Origin of the sequence: Variovorax paradoxus (assembly GCF_000834655.1) — a bacterium.
Lineage (GTDB): Bacteria > Pseudomonadota > Gammaproteobacteria > Burkholderiales > Burkholderiaceae_C > Variovorax > Variovorax paradoxus_F.
Genome location: NZ_JXQQ01000038.1, coordinates 12682 through 29359 on the forward strand (window position 1 = coordinate 12682; position 16678 = coordinate 29359).

Here is a 16678-nt window from a genome sequence, read left to right on the forward strand (position 1 = left end):
TTTTACCTTGTGAAATCGCCGGATGGCTGCCAATGTCCATCCACCAGTACTTCGTGCGGAGAAAAGCGCGCCTTGTAGTGCATCTTGGGGCTGCGCTCGATCCAGTAGCCGAGGTAGACGTGCGGCAAGCCCAGCTTGCGCGCCTGCTCGATCTGCCAGAGCACGCTGTAGGTGCCGTAGCCCGTGGATGTGGCCCCCACGCTCGGCACTGCGTGCTCTCGCTGCCCCCCGAGGGGGCCGTCCGCTTGCTCGGGGCGGCCCGGCGCTGCGCGGGTATCCGGCTCGTAGAAGGTGTAGACGGCCGAGATGCCGTCGTTCAGCACGTCGAGGATCGACACCATCTTGAGCGCACCCGCGCTGCCGTCCGCCAGCGTCTCGCGGAACTCCACCAACCGCGAGTTGACCCGGCTCTGCAGCAGGAACTGGGTGTACTGATCGATGCTGTCGTGGTCCATGCCGCCGCCCGCGTGGCGGCCGTTCTGGTAGCGCAGGTAAAGCTGGTAGTGCTCGGGCACGAAGCAGAGCTTGAGCACGCGCGCCTGCAGGTCGGCATGCTGCTTGGCGGCGCGACGCTGGCTGCGCGTGGGCTGGAAGCTGTTGGCCAGCACGCGCAGCGGAATGCAGGCGCGGCAGCCGTCGCAGTAGGGCCGGTAGGTGAACATGCCGCTGCGCCGGAACCCGCTGAGCACGAGGTCGGAATATGCGTCGTTGTGGATCAGGTGGCTGGGCGTGGCCACCTGCGACCGGGCCTGGCGATCCGGCAGATAGCTGCAGGGATAGGGCGCCGTCGCATAGAACTGCAGCGTGTGAAGCGGGAGATCCTTGAGGTGCGTCACGTCGGTGAAAGAGGTCGCGCGGAAAGGAGTTCGGTCCAGTATACGGGCTCGAATTGCCATCGTGGCCCCTCCTGTTCCCGGGCCTTGGCCACATGGGCGACGAAGCGATTGCGCGGCATCTCGCGGGCGCCGAGGCTGGCGAGGTGGGCGGTGTTCTGCTGGCAGTCGATCATCTGCACGCCGGCGCTGCGGCACAGGCTCACCAGCGCAGCCAGCGCGATCTTCGAGGCGTCCGGGCGGCGGGTGAACATCGACTCGCCGAACACCGCACGGCCGAGCGCCACGCAGTAGAGGCCGCCCGCGAGTTGGCCGTCGATCCAGGTCTCCACGCTGTGCGCATGGCCCGCCGCGTGCAACCGGGTATAGGCCTCCACCATGTCCGGCACGATCCACGTTCCCGACTGCCCCACGCGCGGCGAGAGCGAGCAGGCCTTGATGACCGCCGCGAAATCATGGTCGATGCGCACCTCGCAGCCCGGGGTGTACGCGAACCGGGCCAGGGTCTTGCGAAGCGACCGGTGCAGCCTGAAATCGGCCACCTGCAGCACCATGCGCGGGTCGGGGCTCCACCACAGGATCGGCTGGTCGTCGCTGAACCACGGGAAGACGCAGCGGCTGTATGCCTGCACCAGCGTATCGACGTCGAGCGCGCCCCCCGCCGCAAGAAGGCCGGGAACGGGGTCGGCCACGCCCCATGCCGATGCCGGGTCGGGCAGGGTGTCTCCGGGTTCGAGCCAGGGCAGTTGTCGCATGGCCGTAGGTATACACGGCTTCGGTCGCAGGCCCTGCGGATAGGTGAAAATGCCCGCCGCGCGGTCAAGAGTCGCAAACGATTGCGGTTCGTGCGCCACAGGCTGTTGTCCTAGCGGACAAGAACTCCCGAAGCCCATATAGTGCTGCATCTATTTGCCCCCCAAAAGCGGATCCAGTTGGCCAACGTTGCCCGCCGGGGATCAGCACAAGAGGACCACGTTGACCACTGAACTGAACCCCACCCGCTTTGGCAGCGGCCAGGCGGTGCGCCGCCTCGAAGACGAAAGCCTGCTGGCAGGCGCAGGACGCTACACGGACGACGTCACGCTCCCCGACCAGGCGCATCTCGTCTTCCTTCGCTCTCCCTATCCGCACGCACGCATCGTTTCCATCGACACGAGCACGGCCGCCGGCATGCCTGGCGTGCTGCGCGTCATAACCGGCGCCGACCTGGTGGCCGCGGAGGTCAAGCCGATGCCGGGCGCCGCCGGGTTCAAGCGTGCCGACGGCGGCGACAGCGCCAGCCCGCCGCGCCATGCCTTGGCGAGCGAACGCACGCGCTTCGTGGGCGAGGCGGTGGCCGCGGTGATTGCCGACACCGTCCAGCAGGCGCGCGACGCCGCCGAGGCCGTGATGGTCGACTACGAAGACCTCCCCATGGTGGTCGACCTCGCCAGCGCCACCGCCGAAGGCGCGCCGCAGCTGTGCGAAGAGGCCACCGGCAACATCGCCGCCGAAATGCGCCACGGCAGCAGCGAGGCGGCAACCGCCGCCTTCGCCGAGGCCGCCCACGTGGTGGCGCTCGACGTCATCAACCAGCGCGTGGTCGCGCTCACCATCGAGCCGCGCTCTGTGCTCGCCGCGCACGACGCCAAGACCGACCGCCTCACGATCCGCATGAGCACGCAGATGCCCTCGGGCGTGCGCGATTCCGTGTGTGCCGCCATCGGGCTTGCCAAGGAAAAGGTGCGCGTGGTGGTGGGCGACGTGGGCGGCGGTTTCGGCATGAAGACCGGCGCCTATCCCGAAGACATCGCGGTCGCCTTCGCCGCGCTGCAGGTCCAGCGCCCGGTGAAGTGGGTGGCCGAGCGCAGCGAAGAATTCCTCTCGAGCGCGCACGGCCGCGACATCGAGGCGCGGGCCGAGCTCGCGCTCGATGCCGAGGGAAAGATCCTCGCGCTGCGCATCAAGACGCTGGCCAACGTGGGCGCCTACGCCACCGGCACGGGCGTCGCGATCCAGCTGCTCATCGGCCCCTGGGTGCAGACCAGCGTCTACGACATCCAGACCATCGACTTCCATTTCAAGGCGGTGCTCACCAACACCGCGCCCACCGGCGCCTACCGCGGTGCGGGCCGGCCCGAAGCCATTTTCACCATCGAACGCCTCATGGACGAGGCCGCGCGCCAGACCGGCATCGACCGCATCATCCTGCGCCGGATGAACTTCATCCAGCCTGACCAGATGCCGTACAAGAACCCGATGGCGCAGGTCTACGACACCGGCAATTTCGAGTCGGTGATGGACCAGGCCCTCACGCTGGCCGACTGGCAGGGCTTCGAGGCGCGCGCCGCCGACTCCGCGAAGAACGGCAAGCACCGGGGCCTCGGGATCGCCACCTTCCTCGAATGGACCGGCGGCAACGTGTTCGAGGAGCGCGTCACCGTGTCGGTGCAGGCCGATGGCGTGATCGAGGTGTTCTCAGCCGTCAACGCGATGGGGCAGGGCATTGCCACCTCGCTCGCGCAACTGGCAGTCGATGCCTTCGGCGTGCCCATCGAGAAGGTGCGCGTCGTGCTGGGCGACACCGACCGCGGCGACGGCTTCGGCAGCGCCGGATCGCGCTCGCTCTTCACCGGCGGCTCGGCCGTGCGCATCGGCGCGGAGCGCACCATCGACAAAGCGCGCGAGCTCGCGGCGCAGGAGTTCGAGGCCGCCATCGACGACATCATCTACAGCCGCGGCAGCTTCTCGGTGGCCGGCACCGACCTGGAACTCGACCTCTTCACGCTCGCGGGCAAGCAGCCCGACCGCGAGATCTTCGTGGACTCCACCAGCACCGTGGCCGGCCCGACCTGGCCCAACGGCTGCCACATCTGCGAGATCGAGCTCGATCCGCCCACCGGCGAAATCAGCGTGGTGGCCTACAGCTCGGTCAACGACGTGGGCCGCGTGATCAACCCGATGATCGTGCGTGGCCAGCTCGAAGGCGGCGCGGTGCAGGGCATCGGACAGGCGCTGTACGAGCAGGTGGTGTACGACCAAGAAACCGGCCAACCAGTCACCGGCAGCCTGATGGACTACGTCGCGCCGCGCGCCGACATCGTCGACACCATGTTCAACATGGAAATGGACGAATCGACGCCCTGCACCAACAACCCGCTGGGCGTGAAGGGCGTGGGCGAGCTGGGCACCATCGGCGCCACGCCGGCCATCGTGAACGCGGTGGCCGATGCCTTCGCGCGCAACGGCCTCGCTGCGACCGCGCCTCGCCTGCACATGCCGCTGAGCCCGTCGCGGGTGTGGGCGGCCATGCACACGGTGGACTGAGCGCCTTCCACGACAAGGTGTTGGAGGGGCACAGAAGCCATGCTCATCACCACCGAACTGCAGACCGACCCGATCCGCGTGTCCAGCTACCGCTGCGACGCGGGCCCCGGTGCGCCGTCGTTCACCGAGATGCACGAGGACTACTCGGTCTCCTACGTGCGCAAAGGCAGCTTCGGCTACCGCACGCGCGGCAATGCGTATGAACTGGTCGCCGGCTCGGTGTTGGTGGGTTGCCCGGGCGACGAGTACGTCTGCACCCACGACCACCACATCTGCGGCGACGAGTGCCTGGCATTCCACCTCTCGCCCGGCTTCGTCGACCTGGTCGGCGGCGACAGGCAGACCTGGCGCACGGCAGGGCTTCCGCCGTTGCCCGAACTCATGGTGCTCGGCGAACTCGCGCAGGTCGCGGCCGAGGGCGAGAGCGACATCGGCCTGGACGAGCTGGGCATGTGGTTCGCCAGCCGCTTCGTCGAAGTGGTGGGCGGGCGCGGCAAGCCGGCGCCGCAGTCCGCCGCGCCGCGCGACAGGCGCCGCGCCGTGGATGCCGCGATGTGGATCGACGCCAATTCGCACGACGACATCGGCCTCGAAGGCGCGGCCTCCGAGGCGGGCCTGAGCCCTTTCCATTTCCTGCGCCTGTTCTCGCAGGTGCTCGGCGTGACGCCGCACCAGTACCTGGTCCGCTCGCGCCTGCGCCATGCGGCGCGCCTGCTGGCGGACGACGACCGCCCCGTGACCGAGGTGGCGCTGGACGTCGGGTTTGCCGACCTCAGCAACTTCGTTCGCACCTTCCACCGGGCGGCCGGGGTGTCGCCCCGGGGCTTTCGCCAGGCCGCCAAGGGCGATCGCAAGATTCTCCAAGACCGCATGGCGACCCTGCTCGATGATGACCGCCTGGTTCATTCATCAAGCAGGAAGTCATCGCCATGTACGACCACATCGGACTGAAAGTCAAAGACCTCGCCGCGAGCCGGCGCTTCTACGAAGCCGCGCTCGCACCGCTCGGCCATGTGCCGGGCCCCCACGACGACAGCTATGCCGGCATCGGCCCGGCCGACGCACCAGCCCTCTGGCTCTATGCAGACAAGGGCGCGAAAAACGCCAACGGCCCGGGCACGCACATCGCGTTTCGCGCACCCGATCACGAGGCCGTTGCGGCCTTCCACAAGGCGGGCCTGGAGGCCGGCGGCACAGACAACGGCGGCGCCGGCCCGCGCGCCGACTACAGCCCGACCTACTACGCCGCCTTCCTGATCGACCCCGATGGCAACAACGTCGAGGCGGTCTGCCCCTAGGCGCGCAGGCGCGGAGACACACCATGGCAACCATCTACAAGGAATTCACCGTCGAGGCCGACGCGGCGCGGGTCTGGGAGGCCCTTCGCGACTTCGGTGCGGTGCACACGCGCCTTGCGCCCGGCTTCCTCACCGGCTGCAAGCTGGACGGGCAGGGCGCCCGCATCGTGAGCTTTGCCAACGGGCTCGTCGCGCGCGAACTGCTGGTAGGCATCGACGAGGCGAACCGCCGGCTGGCCTACACCATCACCGATGGCAAGGCGAGCCACCACCACGCATCCGCGCAGGTGTTTGCCGAAGGTGAAGGCCGATCGCGCTTCGTCTGGATCACCGACGTGCTGCCCGACGAATTCGCCGCCTACGTCGAGCCGATGATGGCCAAGGGCGGCGAGGCGATGAAGGCCACGCTCGAGCAGCGGGCTGCCTAGAAATCCTCGAGCGGCAGCCCCACGTAGTTTTCCGCCAGTGCGGTGGAGGCCGCGTGCGAATGCACGAGGTAGTCGAGCTCGGCCTCCTGGATCTTCTGGCCGAAGGCGCCCGTTTCGGGAAAGCGGTGCATCAGCGAGGTGAACCACCACGAGAAGCGCTCGGCCTTCCAGACGCGGCGCAGGCACAGGTCCGAATAGCGATCGAGCGCCGAGGCCGACTTCTCCGCGTAGAAAATCTCGAACGCACGCGAGAGATAACCCACATCGGCCGTCGCGAGGTTCAGCCCCTTCGCGCCGGTCGGCGGGACGATGTGCGCCGCGTCGCCCGCGAGGAAGAGCGCGCCGAAGCGCATCGGCTCGGCAACGAAGCTGCGCAGCGGTGCGATGCTTTTCTCCAGCGAGGGGCCCGTCACCAGCCGCTCGCGGGCCTCGGGGTCGAGCCGCGCGCGCAGCTCGTTCCAGAAGGCTTCGTCGCTCCAGTTCTCGACACGCTCTTCGGTCGGCACCTGCACGTAGTAGCGCGACCGCGTGGCGCTGCGCATGCTGCACAGCGCGAAGCCGCGCTCCGTGTTCGCGTAGATCAGTTCGTGCGACACCGGCGGCACGTCGGCCAGCACGCCGAGCCAGCCGAAGGGGTAGACCTTCTCGTAGGTCTGGATCGCATCGGCCGGCACGCTCGCGCGGCTCACGCCGTGGTAGCCGTCGCAGCCGGCGATGAAGTCGCATTCGATCTCGTGCGTCTGCCCGTCTTTCTCGTAGCGCACGCGCGGCTTGGCCGAGTCGAAATCGTGCAGGCTCACATTCGCCGCGCTGTAGATCGTGGTGAGCCCTTCGGCCGTGCGCGCTTCCATCAGGTCGCGCGTCACCTCGGTCTGGCCGTACACCGTGACCTGCTTGCCGCCCGTGAGGCCGTGCATGTCGATGCGGTGGCGCGCGCCCTTGAAGAGCAACTCGATGCCTTCGTGCGGCAGCCCTTCGGAGCGGGCGCGCGCATCGACGCCGGCGCGCGCCAGCAGGTCCATCGTCACCTGTTCGAGCACGCCGGCGCGGATGCGGCCGAGCACGTACTCGCCGCTCTGGCGTTCGACGATGACGCTGTCGATGCCTGCCTTGAAAAGCAGTTGACCGAGCAGAAGGCCGGCGGGGCCCGCGCCGATGATCGCGACCTGGGTGCGCATGTTCGTGTCTCCGATAGAGGTTTTGCCAAGCGTAGGGCGCGGCCGGCCGCCTGGTTCACGGCATTCGGAGGCTCTGTGCGATCATGCGAACGCGTGCGCGATGATCGCGCAACAGTTCGACGGAAACCCCGAATGACCATCGCCAAGGCCGATTTCATCGAGGGCATCGCCAAGGGAATGGCGGTGCTCGAAAGCTTCGACACCGAGCGCCAGCGGCTCAATGCCACGCTGGCCGCCGAGCGCGCCGGCCTCACGCGCGCCGCCGCCCGCCGCCACCTGCTCACGCTCGCCCACCTGGGCTACCTGGAGACCGACGGCAGCTACTTCTGGATGGCGCCCAAGGTGCTTCGCTTCTCGGGCAGCTACCTCGCCTCGTCGCGCCTGCCGCGCGCGCTGCAACCCACGCTCAACCGCCTCGCGGCGCAGACCGGCGAATCGTTCTCCGCCGTGGTGCTCGACGGCGAAGAGGTGGTCATCGTCGCGCGCAGCGGCAGCTACGGCACGCCGACGCGGGTGCTGGCCTACGGCCTGCACCTGGGCGCGCGGCTGCCGGCGCATGCGACATCCACCGGACGCGTGCTGCTGGCGGCGATGCCCGCCGCACAGCTCACGCAGTGGCTCAAGGGGCGGCACCTGGCGCGGTTGACACCGCACACCGTCACGCAGGCGCGGGGCCTGCGGCAGCTGATTGCCCGCACGCGCAAGGACGACTATTGTTTTGCCAGCGAGGAGCACGAGCTCGGCGTGCAGGCGCTCGCGGTGCCGCTGCGCGACATGCAGGGCCACACGGTGGCCGCGCTCAACGTGGTGCTGTCGGGCACGCGCTACCAGGAAGAGGCCCTGCAGCGCGAGATGCTGCCGCTTCTGTTCGAGGCCGCGCGCGAAGTCCGGTCGCTGCTCTGAGAGGCTGAGAGGCAATCCGACATGACCGCTCATCCCCGCAAACCTGCTCGGTCGCGCCGAATTGCCTCTGAGCCTCTCAACTGAACTTCGCCACGGCCACTGCCTCGAATCCCGCAGACCGTACAACGGAACACAACCATGCGACTCCTGCTTCTCGAAGACGACGTGATGATCGGCGAGGCCGTGCTCGACCTGCTGCGCGCCGAGCAATACGCGGTGGACTGGGTGAAAGACGGCGAGGCCGCCGAGTCGGCCCTGCGCACCCAGCAATACGACCTGGTGCTGCTCGACCTGGGCGTGCCGCGCCGCGACGGCCTGGAAGTGCTGCGCAGCCTGCGCGCCCGCAAGCAGCGCATGCCGGTGCTGATCGCCACCGCGCGCGACTCGGTGCAGCAGCGCATCGAAGGGCTCGATGCCGGCGCCGACGACTACGTGCTCAAGCCCTACGACCTCGACGAGCTGCTGGCCCGCATCCGCGCCTTGCTGCGCCGCGCGGCCGGGCGCGCCGAGCCGGTGTACGAGCACATGGGCGTGAGCATCAACCCGGCCACGCGCGAGGTCACGGTGGCCGGGCAGCCGGTGGTGCTGTCGGCGCGCGAATGGGCGGTGCTCGAGCCGCTGCTGGCGCGCCCTGGCATGGTGCTTTCGCGCGCCCAACTCGAGGAAAAGCTCTACAGCTGGAAGGACGAGATCAGCAGCAATGCGGTCGAGGTCTACGTGCACGGCCTGCGCAAGAAACTCGGCGCCGAATTCATCCGCAACGTCCGCGGCGTCGGCTACATGGTGCCGAAAATATGACTCGCCCCCAGGCTTCGCGTACTTCGTGTCGCTTCGCCCACCCCCTGCCGGGGGCGACGCCAACGGCCCGGCAAAGCCGGTTCCGTGTCGTCCCACGGAGGGAGTGCGCATGAGCAGGATCATGGGCTCGCTGACCGGATCGCTGCGCGCGCGCCTGCTGTGGTTCCTGCTCGCGGCCATCGTGCTGGCCGCCGGCGCGCAGGCCCTGGTGGCCTACCGCACGGTGCTGCACGAGGCCGACGACATCTTCGATTACCACATGCAGCAGATGGCGATGTCGCTGCGCTCGGGCCTGCCGCCCAGCGCGGCCGTCGGCGGCATCGGCGGGGGCGAGCAGAACTTCGACTTCGTGGTGCAGGTGTGGACCGCCGACGGCGTGCGTGTCTTCGAGTCCGCCGAGCAGGCGGCGCTGCCGCAGCTCGCGGTGCTGGGCTTTGCCGACGTGCGCGCACGTGGCACCACCTACCGCGTGTTCTCGATGCAGACGCGCGGCCTCGTGATCCAGGTGGCGCAGGACATGGCGGCGCGGCGCAGCATGGCCGGCACGCTGGCACTGCGCACCATCGCGCCGGTCGCGTTGATGGCGCCGCTCCTGATGCTGGTCGTGTGGTGGGTCGTGAGCCGCTCGCTCGCGCCGGTGGCGCGCGTGAGGAAGCAGGTGGCCTCGCGGCAGGCCGACGATCTTTCGCCGGTCAGCGAAGAAGGCCTGCCCGAAGAGGTGCGCCCGCTGGTGCAGGAGCTCAACCTGCTGTTCGGCCGGGTGCGCCACGCCTTCGATGCGCAGAAGCACTTTGTCGCCGATGCCGCGCACGAGCTGCGTTCGCCGCTCGCGGCATTGAAGCTGCAGGTGCAGGGCCTGCAGCGCGCGCCCGACGATGCCGCGCGCGACATCGCTGTGAGCCGGCTGGTCGCGGGCATCGACCGCTCGACGCGGCTGGTCGAGCAGATGCTCGCGCTGGCGCGGCACGAGGCCAGCATGGCGGCCGGTGCGAAGCCGGAGCCGGTCGATCTGGCCGAAGTGGCGCGGCTGGCGATTTCGGATGCCGTGGCGGCCGCGCAGGCCCGGCGCATCGACATCGGTGTCGCCCATGCCGATGCCGCGGTGGTCGAAGGCCAGCCCGAGGCGTTGCGCATGCTGTTGCGCAACCTGCTCGACAACGCGGTCAAGTACACGCCCGAGGAGGGGCGCGTCGACATCGGCATCGCCAGGCTCGGCGATGCGGTCGAACTCAGCGTGGACGACAGCGGCCCCGGCCTGCCCGAGGTGGAGCGCGAGCGCGTGCTCGATCGCTTCTACCGTTCGGGCGAACCGCAGGCGCCCGGCAGCGGCCTCGGGCTGGCCATCGTCAAGTCGATTGCCGACCTGCACGGCGCCACGGTGACGCTGGAGAAATCCCCCAGTCTCGGCGGGCTGCGCGTGCGCGTCGTATTCGCTCCCTCGCCCTCGGGGAGAGGGCTGGGGTGAGGGTGCCCTGCGCCCGATGAGGTGCGGCGGTTGGGTCAAGGCCGATGCCTTCACACCAACATCTCCCAGGGGAAGAGAGAGCAACTCCCGTTTAAGCGGCGCTTAAGTCAGCGCAACGACATTCCTTTCATCGTGTTTTGCGTCCAAACGCAACTGAAAGGAACCGACCCATGAACACCCGCCTGACTTCCCCCCGCGCCCTGGTGATCGCCCTGGCGAGCGCCGGCGTGATCGGCGCCATCGGTGCCGGCGCCTACACCAGCGCCGTGAGCGCACCGACCAACGCCACCCCCATCGCCGCGGCCCCCGCGATGGTGACGCTGCCCGACTTCTCGACCATCACCTCGCGCGACGGCCCCGCCGTGGTCAACATCAGCGTGACCGGCACCATGAAGGCGTCCGACGACGAAGCCGCGGCCGAGATCCAGGGCATCGACCCCGAAGACCCGATGTTCCAGTTCTTCCGCCGCTTCCAGGGCCAGAGCCCGCGCGGCCACCAGCAACAACGCGACGTGCCGGTGCGCGCACAGGGTTCGGGCTTCATCGTCGACCCGAGCGGCATCATCATCACCAACGCCCACGTCGTGAAGGACGCCAAGGAGGTCACCGTCAAGCTGACCGACCGCCGCGAATACCGCGCCAAGGTGCTGGGCGCCGATGCCAAGACCGACATCGCCGTGCTGAAGATCGATGCGAAGAACCTGCCCGTGCTGGCCCTTGGCAACACCAAGGACCTGAAGGTCGGCGAATGGGTGCTGGCCATCGGCTCGCCCTTTGGCTTCGAGAACACCGTGACCGCCGGCGTCGTGAGCGCCAAGGGCCGGTCGCTGCCCGACGACAGCTACGTGCCGTTCATCCAGACCGACGTCGCGGTGAACCCGGGCAATTCCGGCGGCCCGCTGCTCAACACGCGCGGCGAGGTGGTCGGCATCAACTCGCAGATCTACAGCCGCAGCGGCGGCTACCAGGGCGTGTCGTTCGCGATCCCGATCGACGTCGCCGTGCAGGTGAAGGACCAGATCGTCGCGACCGGCAAGGCCTCGCACGCGCGCCTGGGCGTCGCGGTGCAGGAGGTGAACCAGGCCTTCGCCGATTCGTTCAAGCTCGACAAGCCCGAAGGCGCGCTGGTCTCGAACATCGAGAAGGGCGGCCCCGGCGACAAGGCGGGCCTGAAGGCGGGCGACGTGATCCGCAAGGTCGACGGCCAGGCCATCGTCTCCTCGGGCGACCTGCCCGCGGTGATCGGCCAGCAGGCGCCGGGCAAGAAGGTCACCCTCGAGGTGTGGCGCCAGGGCGAACGCCAGGAGCTGCAGGCCAAGCTGGGCGATGCCAGCGACAAGCCGGCCCAGGTGGCCAAGGCCGACACCGGCACGGGCCAGGGCAAGCTCGGGTTGGCGTTGCGCCCCCTGCAGCCGCAGGAGAAGCGCGAGGCCGGCGTCGAGAGCGGCCTCCTGATCGAAGACGCGGCGGGCCCCTCGGCACAGGCTGGCGTGCAGGCCGGCGACGTGCTGCTGGCCATCAACGGCACGCCGGCGCAGAGCCTGGAGCAGGTGCGCGAGGTGGTGGCGAAGGCCACCAACAAGTCGGTGGCGCTCCTGATCCAGCGCGGCGAAGACAAGATCTTCGTCCCGGTTCGCATCGGCTGACCGCAGGGCGCAGCGGATGAAGCCGCCAGGCCAACGGCCCCTCGTCGTGGTTCAGGAGCGCGCGGCGGCCAGCGGCCTCTCCGCGCACATCCTGCCCACGTCGGCCACGATGATCGGCGTGTGCATGACCGTCATGTCGATCGGCCACCTCGGACCGCGCGACGACATGCGGCTCCTGATCGACAGGCTCCTTGCCATCGACGCGCTGGTCTTCCTGGCCAGCGCGCTGCTGTCGTTCATCTCGATGCGTTCGCGCCGCTCGGGCGTGCGGCTGGAGACCTGGGGGGAGGTTGTGTTCATTGCCGGGCTTGGGCTGCTGGCGCTCGGCGCGGTCACGCTGGCGTTTGCGCTGCGCTGACCCGCGCTCCTGATCGCCTGCGTGCAGCCTTGCCGAGCCGCTCGGCCACGCGCGCGATGTGTTCGACCAGTTCGTTCGGTATTTCGACCTCGAAGTCGTGCCCGAGGCAACCGAGCCAGACGGCCAGCGCATCCAGCGAATTGGCCGCGGTTGAAATGCGCGTCGTGCCTTCGTCGATCGCCTCCGGCACGCCGCCCACCCAGCCCAGGTGCGCCTCGAGCGCCTTGGCCGGCGCATGCACCACGATGCGCGCGTAGTGCAGGTAGGGCGAGATCCGCAGCGCCTGCTCCATGTACGCCGCCACATCGCCGTGCGGCAGCCTGCGTGCCGCGAAGCGCGCGCCTGTCGGCACGGGCGCCACGATGCGGTCGAGGCGAAAGGTGCGCCAGTCTTCGCGCGCCGTGTCCCAGGCCAGCAGGTACCAGCGCTGGCCCGTCTGCACCACGCGGTGCGGCTCCACCGTGCGCGCGGTCGCCTTCGCGTGGTGGTCGCGGTAGTCGAAGCGCAATTCGGCCCGGTCGGTACAGGCTTCTGCGAACAGCGTGACCGCCTTCAGCCGCACTTCCGACTTGCCGCGCGCGATCGGCACCACCGACGCGCGCACGCTGTCCAGGCGCTTGCGCAGGCGCGGCGGCATCAACTGCTCCAGCTTGGCCAGCGCGCGCATCGAGGCGTTCTCGATGTCGCCCTTGCCGTCGCTCGGGTTGCCCAGGCCCAGCGCCACCGCAATGGCCTCTTCGTCTTCCAGCAGCAGCGGGGGCAGGGCGGTGCCCGCGCCCAGCCGGTAGCCGCCGGCCACGCCCGAGGTCGAATCGACCGTGTAGCCGAGGGTGCGCAGGCGGTCGACGTCGCGGCGCAGCGTGCGTTCGGTGATCTCGAGGCGTTCGGCCAGCCCGGCGCCCGTCCAGGAGCGTTGGGCCTGGAACAGGGAGAGGAGGCGGATCAGGCGTGCGGAGGCAGACAGCATGGGCCGCATGATGCCCCGGATCGAGGACAGAATCTGTCCGCAATGGGTCGTAGCCTCGGGTTTCTCTCCAACCGCTCCAAGGACATTCCCATGAAGAAGACATACAACGGCAGCTGCCACTGCGGCAAGGTTCGCTTCCAGGCCCTGATCGACCTGGCCGCAGGCACCGGCAAGTGCAATTGCTCGATCTGCATGAAGTCCCGCGGCTGGGGCGCGATCGTCAAGCCCGAAGACTTCACGCTCCTCTCGGGCGAACAGGACCTGTCGAGCTACCAGTTCGGTTCGTACAGCGCGGAGCATCTTTTCTGCAGGACCTGCGGCATCAAGTCGTTCGGGCGCGGCAACGTGCCGGAGATCGGCGGCGCCTACGTCAGCGTGAACGTGACCTGCCTGGACGACGCGACGCTGGAAGAACTCTCGACCGCCCCGGTGCGCCACATGGACGGGCGCAACAACAACTGGTTCGAGGTGCCGGCCGAGGTGCGTTACCTCTGAGGGGCGGGCGCCATGCCGTGGCGGCGCTTGGCTTCGGCGCTGTCGTCCGAGGCCATGAAGTCGAGCAGGCTGCGCACCTCGGCCGGCTGCGCAGCGCCGAGGCCCAGTGCCGCGGAGAAAGTCGTGACGATCTGGATTTCCGGCGGCAGCGGGCCGAGCAACCGGATGCCTTCGACGCCGATCAATTCGCTCATCTGCTGGAACCCCAGCGCAGCCTCGCCGCGCGCGACCAGCGAGCCGACCGGCACGCCCGGCGGCGCCTGCACGAGGCGACCGCGAATGTCATCGGCGATGCCCCAGCGCTCGAACAAGGCAATCAGCGCAACGCCGCTCGGGCCGGTCGAATAGGCGATGCGGGCTGCCGCCCGGACGGCGTGGCGCACCGCATCCTCGGTGGCAATGCCGGGCGGCTGTGCATCCGCAGGCACCGCGATGCCGACCTCCGAACGAACGATATCGACCTTGCCTGCCGCATCGAGCCTGCCCGCGGCAACGAGCTTGTCGATCGCATCCGAGGCCAGCGCCACCACGTCGAACTGCTCGCCATCGGCCACGCGCCGCGCGGCTTCGACACCGCCCACCGCCACGAACGAAACCGGCACGTCGGTGCGCTGCGTGTACGCGGCCGCAAGCTCGTCCAGCAACCCGCGGGTCGCCATCGAGCAGATTCCCCGGAGGGGCGTTGGCATGCGGGTCAGTCCGGCTTGATGTTGGCTTCGCGGATCAGCTTGCCGTAGCGGGCCGCGTCGCTCTTGAGCAGCTTCTCGAACTGCGCGGTCGGTCCGGGCAGCGGCACGCCGCCGGCTGCTGCGAGCTGCTCGCGCACCTCTTTCGAATCGATCGCCTTCTGCACCGCATCGTGCAGCTTCTCCAGCACTGGCTTGGGCAACCCCGCGGGCGCCACGAAGCCATACCAGACGCTGGCCTCGAACCCCGGGTAGCCCGACTCGGCCACCGTCGGCACGCCCGGCAGCACGGCGGAGCGCTCGGTGCTCATCACCGCGAGCACCTTCAGCTTGCCGCCCTTCACGAGCGGCAGCACTTCGAGCGCATTGACCGCCACCACGTCGACATGCCCGCCGAGCACGTCGGTGATCGCCTGCGCGCCGCCCTTGTAGGGCACGTGGCTCAGCTTGAGGCCGGCGGTGTGCTGGAACAGTTCCATCGCCAGGTGCGGCGTCGCGCCGTTGCCCGGTGTCGCGACGGTCACGCCGCCCGGCTTGGCCTTGGCTGCGGCCACGAACTCGGGCAGCGTCCTGATCGGCGAGCCCTCGCGCACCGCGAACACCACGGGCACGCGGCCGACCATCGAGATCGGCGTGAAGTCGTGGTCCAGGTCGTAGGGCGCGGGCTGGTACATCGAAGGGTTCACCGCCAGCGCATTGGCCGCCAGCAGCAGCGTGTAGCCATCGGGCGCGCTCGTGGTCAGCGACTTGATCGCGATGTTGGTGCCGGCGCCAGGCTTGTTCTCCACGACCACGGGCTGGCCGAGGATGCTCGCCATGCGCTGGCCGACCGAACGCGCGATGGCATCGACCGCGCCGCCGGCGCTGTAGCCGACGAGGATCTTCACGGGCTTGGAAGGGTAGGCGTCCGCGGCGCTTGCGCGGATCGAAGCGCCGAGCGCAAGCGCCCCGGCGAGGGTGAGCGAGAGGGCGAGGAATGGGCGGCGGAGGGAGGAGGTCTTCATGGTTTCACGGAAGGTTGGGACTGCTGTGCGTCCCAGGTCTGCGGCGCGGCATCCTTGCCGGCCACCGAATACAGCGCGCCGGGCGCGTTGCGTGTCTGCTGGAACGCTTCCAGCGTCTGGCCGCGCATGGCGGCATAGATGTGCAGGTTCGAGACGCCGACCACCGCGCCCAGCTTCTCCAGCATGAAGAAGATCACGCCGTAGTGGATGAGCCCGCGCCAGTCGCGTTCGCGCACCAGCGTGCGTTCTTGCGGGGTCAATGCCGCCGCCTCGAACGCGGCTTCTTCATCGGCGAGGAAGAGGGCGCGATGCGCGGGCCGCGTCATGCCGTGCAGGAACTTGTTGAGGCGGTATGCGCGCACGCTGGTCGCGAGCGTGAAGGGGTGCGTGCCTGCCAGCGATTCGATACCGGCCAGTTGCTCATCCATGTGACGGCGGTGGCGATCCACCTCGCCGGCCACCGGCGGGCTCGCGAGGTTCTCGTAGACGGCGGTCGCGATGCCCGTCATCGACGGCAGGTAGTAGCTCTGGTGCGTCTTGCGGATGTTGGACGAGAGCGCGCCGCGCATCACCAGCCACATGATGACCTCGGCGCCCTCCATGCCGCCGAGCGCCGCGAGCTCGGCCTGCGTCATTTCGGCCAGGCGCACCGGGTCGTTCTCGATGAGGTCGAGGAACTGCGCGTCCCATGCGGTGTTGTTGAAGCCTGCGCGCTCGCCGTGCACCTGGTGCGACAGGCCGCCGGTGGCGACGATGGCCACCTTGAGGTCTTCGGGGTAGCTCTCGATCGCGCGGCGCAGTGCCTGCCCGAGCCGGTAGCAGCGCCGCGCCGAGGGCACGGGCGACTGCAGCACGCCGACCTGCAGCGGGATCACCGGCGTGGGCCATTCGGGCTCGTGCAGACACAGCAGCGACATCGGCGAAAACACGCCGTGGTCGAGCGCGCGGTCCTGGAAGAACGACATGTCGAACTCGTCCGCCACCAGCGAGCGCCCGATGTGCTGCGCGAGCGCCGGATGGCCCGCGAGGGCAGGCAGGTCGCGCGCGCCGCCGCCTTCGTCGGCCACCGCATGCCGCTCGCCCACGCCGAGCGAGAAGGCCGAGTAATGGTCGAAGAAGAACGAGCTGACGTGGTCGTTGTAGATGAAGAAGAGCACGTCGGGCTTGCGCTCGGCGAGCCAGCGCTGAACGGGCGCGAAGGCCTCGAAGATCGGCGCCCACACCGGGTCCTGCTGCTTCTGCTTGTCGTACGCGAAGCCGATGGTGGGCGTGTGCGAGCACGCGACGGCGCCGATGATGCGAGCCATGGCCGT

Annotated in this window: 17 protein-coding genes; 10 read left to right on the plus strand and 7 right to left on the minus strand. The window is 68.9% G+C overall.

Features of this window, described 5'->3' with window-relative positions:
• Positions 1-2: 2 nt before the first annotated feature.
• Positions 3-836, minus strand: a complete 834-nt coding sequence (locus RT97_RS16900; RefSeq protein WP_042579957.1) for an arginyltransferase — start codon at positions 834-836, stop codon at positions 3-5.
• Positions 833-1588 carry a leucyl/phenylalanyl-tRNA--protein transferase gene (gene aat / locus RT97_RS16905; RefSeq protein ID WP_042579958.1) on the minus strand — a complete coding sequence of 252 codons (756 nt, stop codon included), beginning with the start codon at positions 1586-1588 and terminating at the stop codon, positions 833-835. Before aat ends, RT97_RS16900 begins: the two co-directional genes overlap by 4 nt.
• 220 nt (positions 1589-1808) lie before the next feature.
• Here aat and RT97_RS16910 point away from each other — a divergent pair, with 220 nt between their 5' ends.
• The 4 genes from RT97_RS16910 to RT97_RS16925 are packed head-to-tail and all read left to right on the plus strand — an operon-like array spanning position 1809 to position 5865.
• The gene (locus RT97_RS16910) at positions 1809-4139 is read left to right on the plus strand and encodes a xanthine dehydrogenase family protein molybdopterin-binding subunit (RefSeq protein WP_042579959.1); all 2331 of its coding nucleotides are present in this window, start codon (positions 1809-1811) and stop codon (positions 4137-4139) included.
• Positions 4140-4178: 39 nt separating this feature from the next.
• A complete protein-coding gene (locus RT97_RS16915; protein ID WP_042579960.1) occupies positions 4179-5090 on the plus strand; it encodes a helix-turn-helix domain-containing protein in 912 nt (303 codons plus the stop codon).
• Positions 5069-5437 carry a VOC family protein gene (locus tag RT97_RS16920; protein ID WP_042579961.1) on the plus strand — a complete coding sequence of 123 codons (369 nt, stop codon included), beginning with the start codon at positions 5069-5071 and terminating at the stop codon, positions 5435-5437. Before RT97_RS16915 ends, RT97_RS16920 begins: the two co-directional genes overlap by 22 nt.
• 23 nt (positions 5438-5460) lie before the next feature.
• A complete protein-coding gene (locus RT97_RS16925) occupies positions 5461-5865 on the plus strand; it encodes an SRPBCC family protein (RefSeq protein ID WP_042579962.1) in 405 nt (134 codons plus the stop codon).
• On the opposite strand, the gene pobA is transcribed toward RT97_RS16925, so the two are convergent.
• Positions 5862-7043: a 4-hydroxybenzoate 3-monooxygenase gene (gene pobA, locus RT97_RS16930; protein WP_042579963.1), complete on the minus strand. Its 1182-nt coding sequence runs from the start codon at positions 7041-7043 to the stop codon at positions 5862-5864. The two genes, RT97_RS16925 and pobA, sit on opposite strands and share 4 nt — an antisense overlap.
• A 132-nt stretch (positions 7044-7175) precedes the next feature.
• Here pobA and RT97_RS16935 point away from each other — a divergent pair, with 132 nt between their 5' ends.
• The 5 genes from RT97_RS16935 to RT97_RS16955 all read left to right on the plus strand — a co-directional run bounded on the left by RT97_RS16935 (position 7176) and on the right by RT97_RS16955 (position 12213).
• Complete coding sequence (locus tag RT97_RS16935) at positions 7176-7946, plus strand: IclR family transcriptional regulator domain-containing protein (protein ID WP_042579964.1); 771 nt, start codon at positions 7176-7178, stop codon at positions 7944-7946.
• 138 nt (positions 7947-8084) lie between these two features.
• On the plus strand, positions 8085-8744 hold the full coding sequence (locus RT97_RS16940; RefSeq protein WP_042579965.1) for a response regulator: 660 nt from the start codon (positions 8085-8087) through the stop codon (positions 8742-8744).
• A 109-nt stretch (positions 8745-8853) separates the two neighbouring features.
• The gene (locus tag RT97_RS16945; RefSeq protein ID WP_172672216.1) at positions 8854-10209 is read left to right on the plus strand and encodes an ATP-binding protein; all 1356 of its coding nucleotides are present in this window, start codon (positions 8854-8856) and stop codon (positions 10207-10209) included.
• A 170-nt stretch (positions 10210-10379) separates the two neighbouring features.
• Positions 10380-11855 (plus strand): DegQ family serine endoprotease, encoded by a 1476-nt coding sequence (locus RT97_RS16950; protein ID WP_042579966.1) that lies wholly within the window; start codon positions 10380-10382, stop codon positions 11853-11855.
• 16 nt (positions 11856-11871) lie between these two features.
• Positions 11872-12213 (plus strand): hypothetical protein, encoded by a 342-nt coding sequence (locus RT97_RS16955; protein WP_042579967.1) that lies wholly within the window; start codon positions 11872-11874, stop codon positions 12211-12213.
• Here the strand turns inward: RT97_RS16955 and RT97_RS16960 are convergent.
• Complete coding sequence (locus RT97_RS16960; protein ID WP_042579968.1) at positions 12188-13180, minus strand: helix-turn-helix transcriptional regulator; 993 nt, start codon at positions 13178-13180, stop codon at positions 12188-12190. The two genes, RT97_RS16955 and RT97_RS16960, sit on opposite strands and share 26 nt — an antisense overlap.
• Positions 13181-13270: 90 nt before the next feature.
• Between RT97_RS16960 and RT97_RS16965 the strand changes: the two genes are divergently transcribed.
• On the plus strand, positions 13271-13675 hold the full coding sequence (locus RT97_RS16965; protein ID WP_042579969.1) for a GFA family protein: 405 nt from the start codon (positions 13271-13273) through the stop codon (positions 13673-13675).
• On the opposite strand, the gene RT97_RS16970 is transcribed toward RT97_RS16965, so the two are convergent.
• Genes RT97_RS16970 through RT97_RS16980 form a run of 3 tightly spaced genes read right to left on the minus strand, consistent with a single transcriptional unit; the run spans position 13666 to position 16672 of the window.
• Entirely contained in the window at positions 13666-14364 is a 699-nt protein-coding gene (locus RT97_RS16970; RefSeq protein ID WP_080898332.1) for a substrate-binding domain-containing protein, read from the minus strand. The two genes, RT97_RS16965 and RT97_RS16970, sit on opposite strands and share 10 nt — an antisense overlap.
• Before the next feature lie 5 nt (positions 14365-14369).
• Entirely contained in the window at positions 14370-15365 is a 996-nt protein-coding gene (locus RT97_RS16975; RefSeq protein WP_042579971.1) for a Bug family tripartite tricarboxylate transporter substrate binding protein, read from the minus strand.
• Positions 15362-16672, minus strand: coding sequence for a gallate dioxygenase (locus RT97_RS16980; protein ID WP_042579972.1), 1311 nt, complete (start codon positions 16670-16672; stop codon positions 15362-15364). Before RT97_RS16980 ends, RT97_RS16975 begins: the two co-directional genes overlap by 4 nt.
• Positions 16673-16678 lie beyond the last annotated feature (6 nt).

What these genes read in the sequence shown, in the direction of transcription:
- aat (WP_042579958.1), bottom strand. Translation starts at nt 1,588, where the DNA reads ATGCGACAACTGCCCTGGCTCGAACCCGGAGACACCCTGCCCGACCCG.
- RT97_RS16915 (WP_042579960.1), top strand. Translation starts at nt 4,179, where the DNA reads ATGCTCATCACCACCGAACTGCAGACCGACCCGATCCGCGTGTCCAGC.
- RT97_RS16920 (WP_042579961.1), top strand. Translation starts at nt 5,069, where the DNA reads ATGTACGACCACATCGGACTGAAAGTCAAAGACCTCGCCGCGAGCCGG.
- RT97_RS16925 (WP_042579962.1), top strand. Translation starts at nt 5,461, where the DNA reads ATGGCAACCATCTACAAGGAATTCACCGTCGAGGCCGACGCGGCGCGG.
- pobA (WP_042579963.1), bottom strand. Translation starts at nt 7,043, where the DNA reads ATGCGCACCCAGGTCGCGATCATCGGCGCGGGCCCCGCCGGCCTTCTG.
- RT97_RS16935 (WP_042579964.1), top strand. Translation starts at nt 7,176, where the DNA reads ATGACCATCGCCAAGGCCGATTTCATCGAGGGCATCGCCAAGGGAATG.
- RT97_RS16940 (WP_042579965.1), top strand. Translation starts at nt 8,085, where the DNA reads ATGCGACTCCTGCTTCTCGAAGACGACGTGATGATCGGCGAGGCCGTG.
- RT97_RS16945 (WP_172672216.1), top strand. Translation starts at nt 8,854, where the DNA reads ATGAGCAGGATCATGGGCTCGCTGACCGGATCGCTGCGCGCGCGCCTG.
- RT97_RS16950 (WP_042579966.1), top strand. Translation starts at nt 10,380, where the DNA reads ATGAACACCCGCCTGACTTCCCCCCGCGCCCTGGTGATCGCCCTGGCG.
- RT97_RS16955 (WP_042579967.1), top strand. Translation starts at nt 11,872, where the DNA reads ATGAAGCCGCCAGGCCAACGGCCCCTCGTCGTGGTTCAGGAGCGCGCG.
- RT97_RS16960 (WP_042579968.1), bottom strand. Translation starts at nt 13,180, where the DNA reads ATGCTGTCTGCCTCCGCACGCCTGATCCGCCTCCTCTCCCTGTTCCAG.
- RT97_RS16965 (WP_042579969.1), top strand. Translation starts at nt 13,271, where the DNA reads ATGAAGAAGACATACAACGGCAGCTGCCACTGCGGCAAGGTTCGCTTC.
- RT97_RS16970 (WP_080898332.1), bottom strand. Translation starts at nt 14,364, where the DNA reads ATGCCAACGCCCCTCCGGGGAATCTGCTCGATGGCGACCCGCGGGTTG.
- RT97_RS16975 (WP_042579971.1), bottom strand. Translation starts at nt 15,365, where the DNA reads ATGAAGACCTCCTCCCTCCGCCGCCCATTCCTCGCCCTCTCGCTCACC.
- RT97_RS16980 (WP_042579972.1), bottom strand. Translation starts at nt 16,672, where the DNA reads ATGGCTCGCATCATCGGCGCCGTCGCGTGCTCGCACACGCCCACCATC.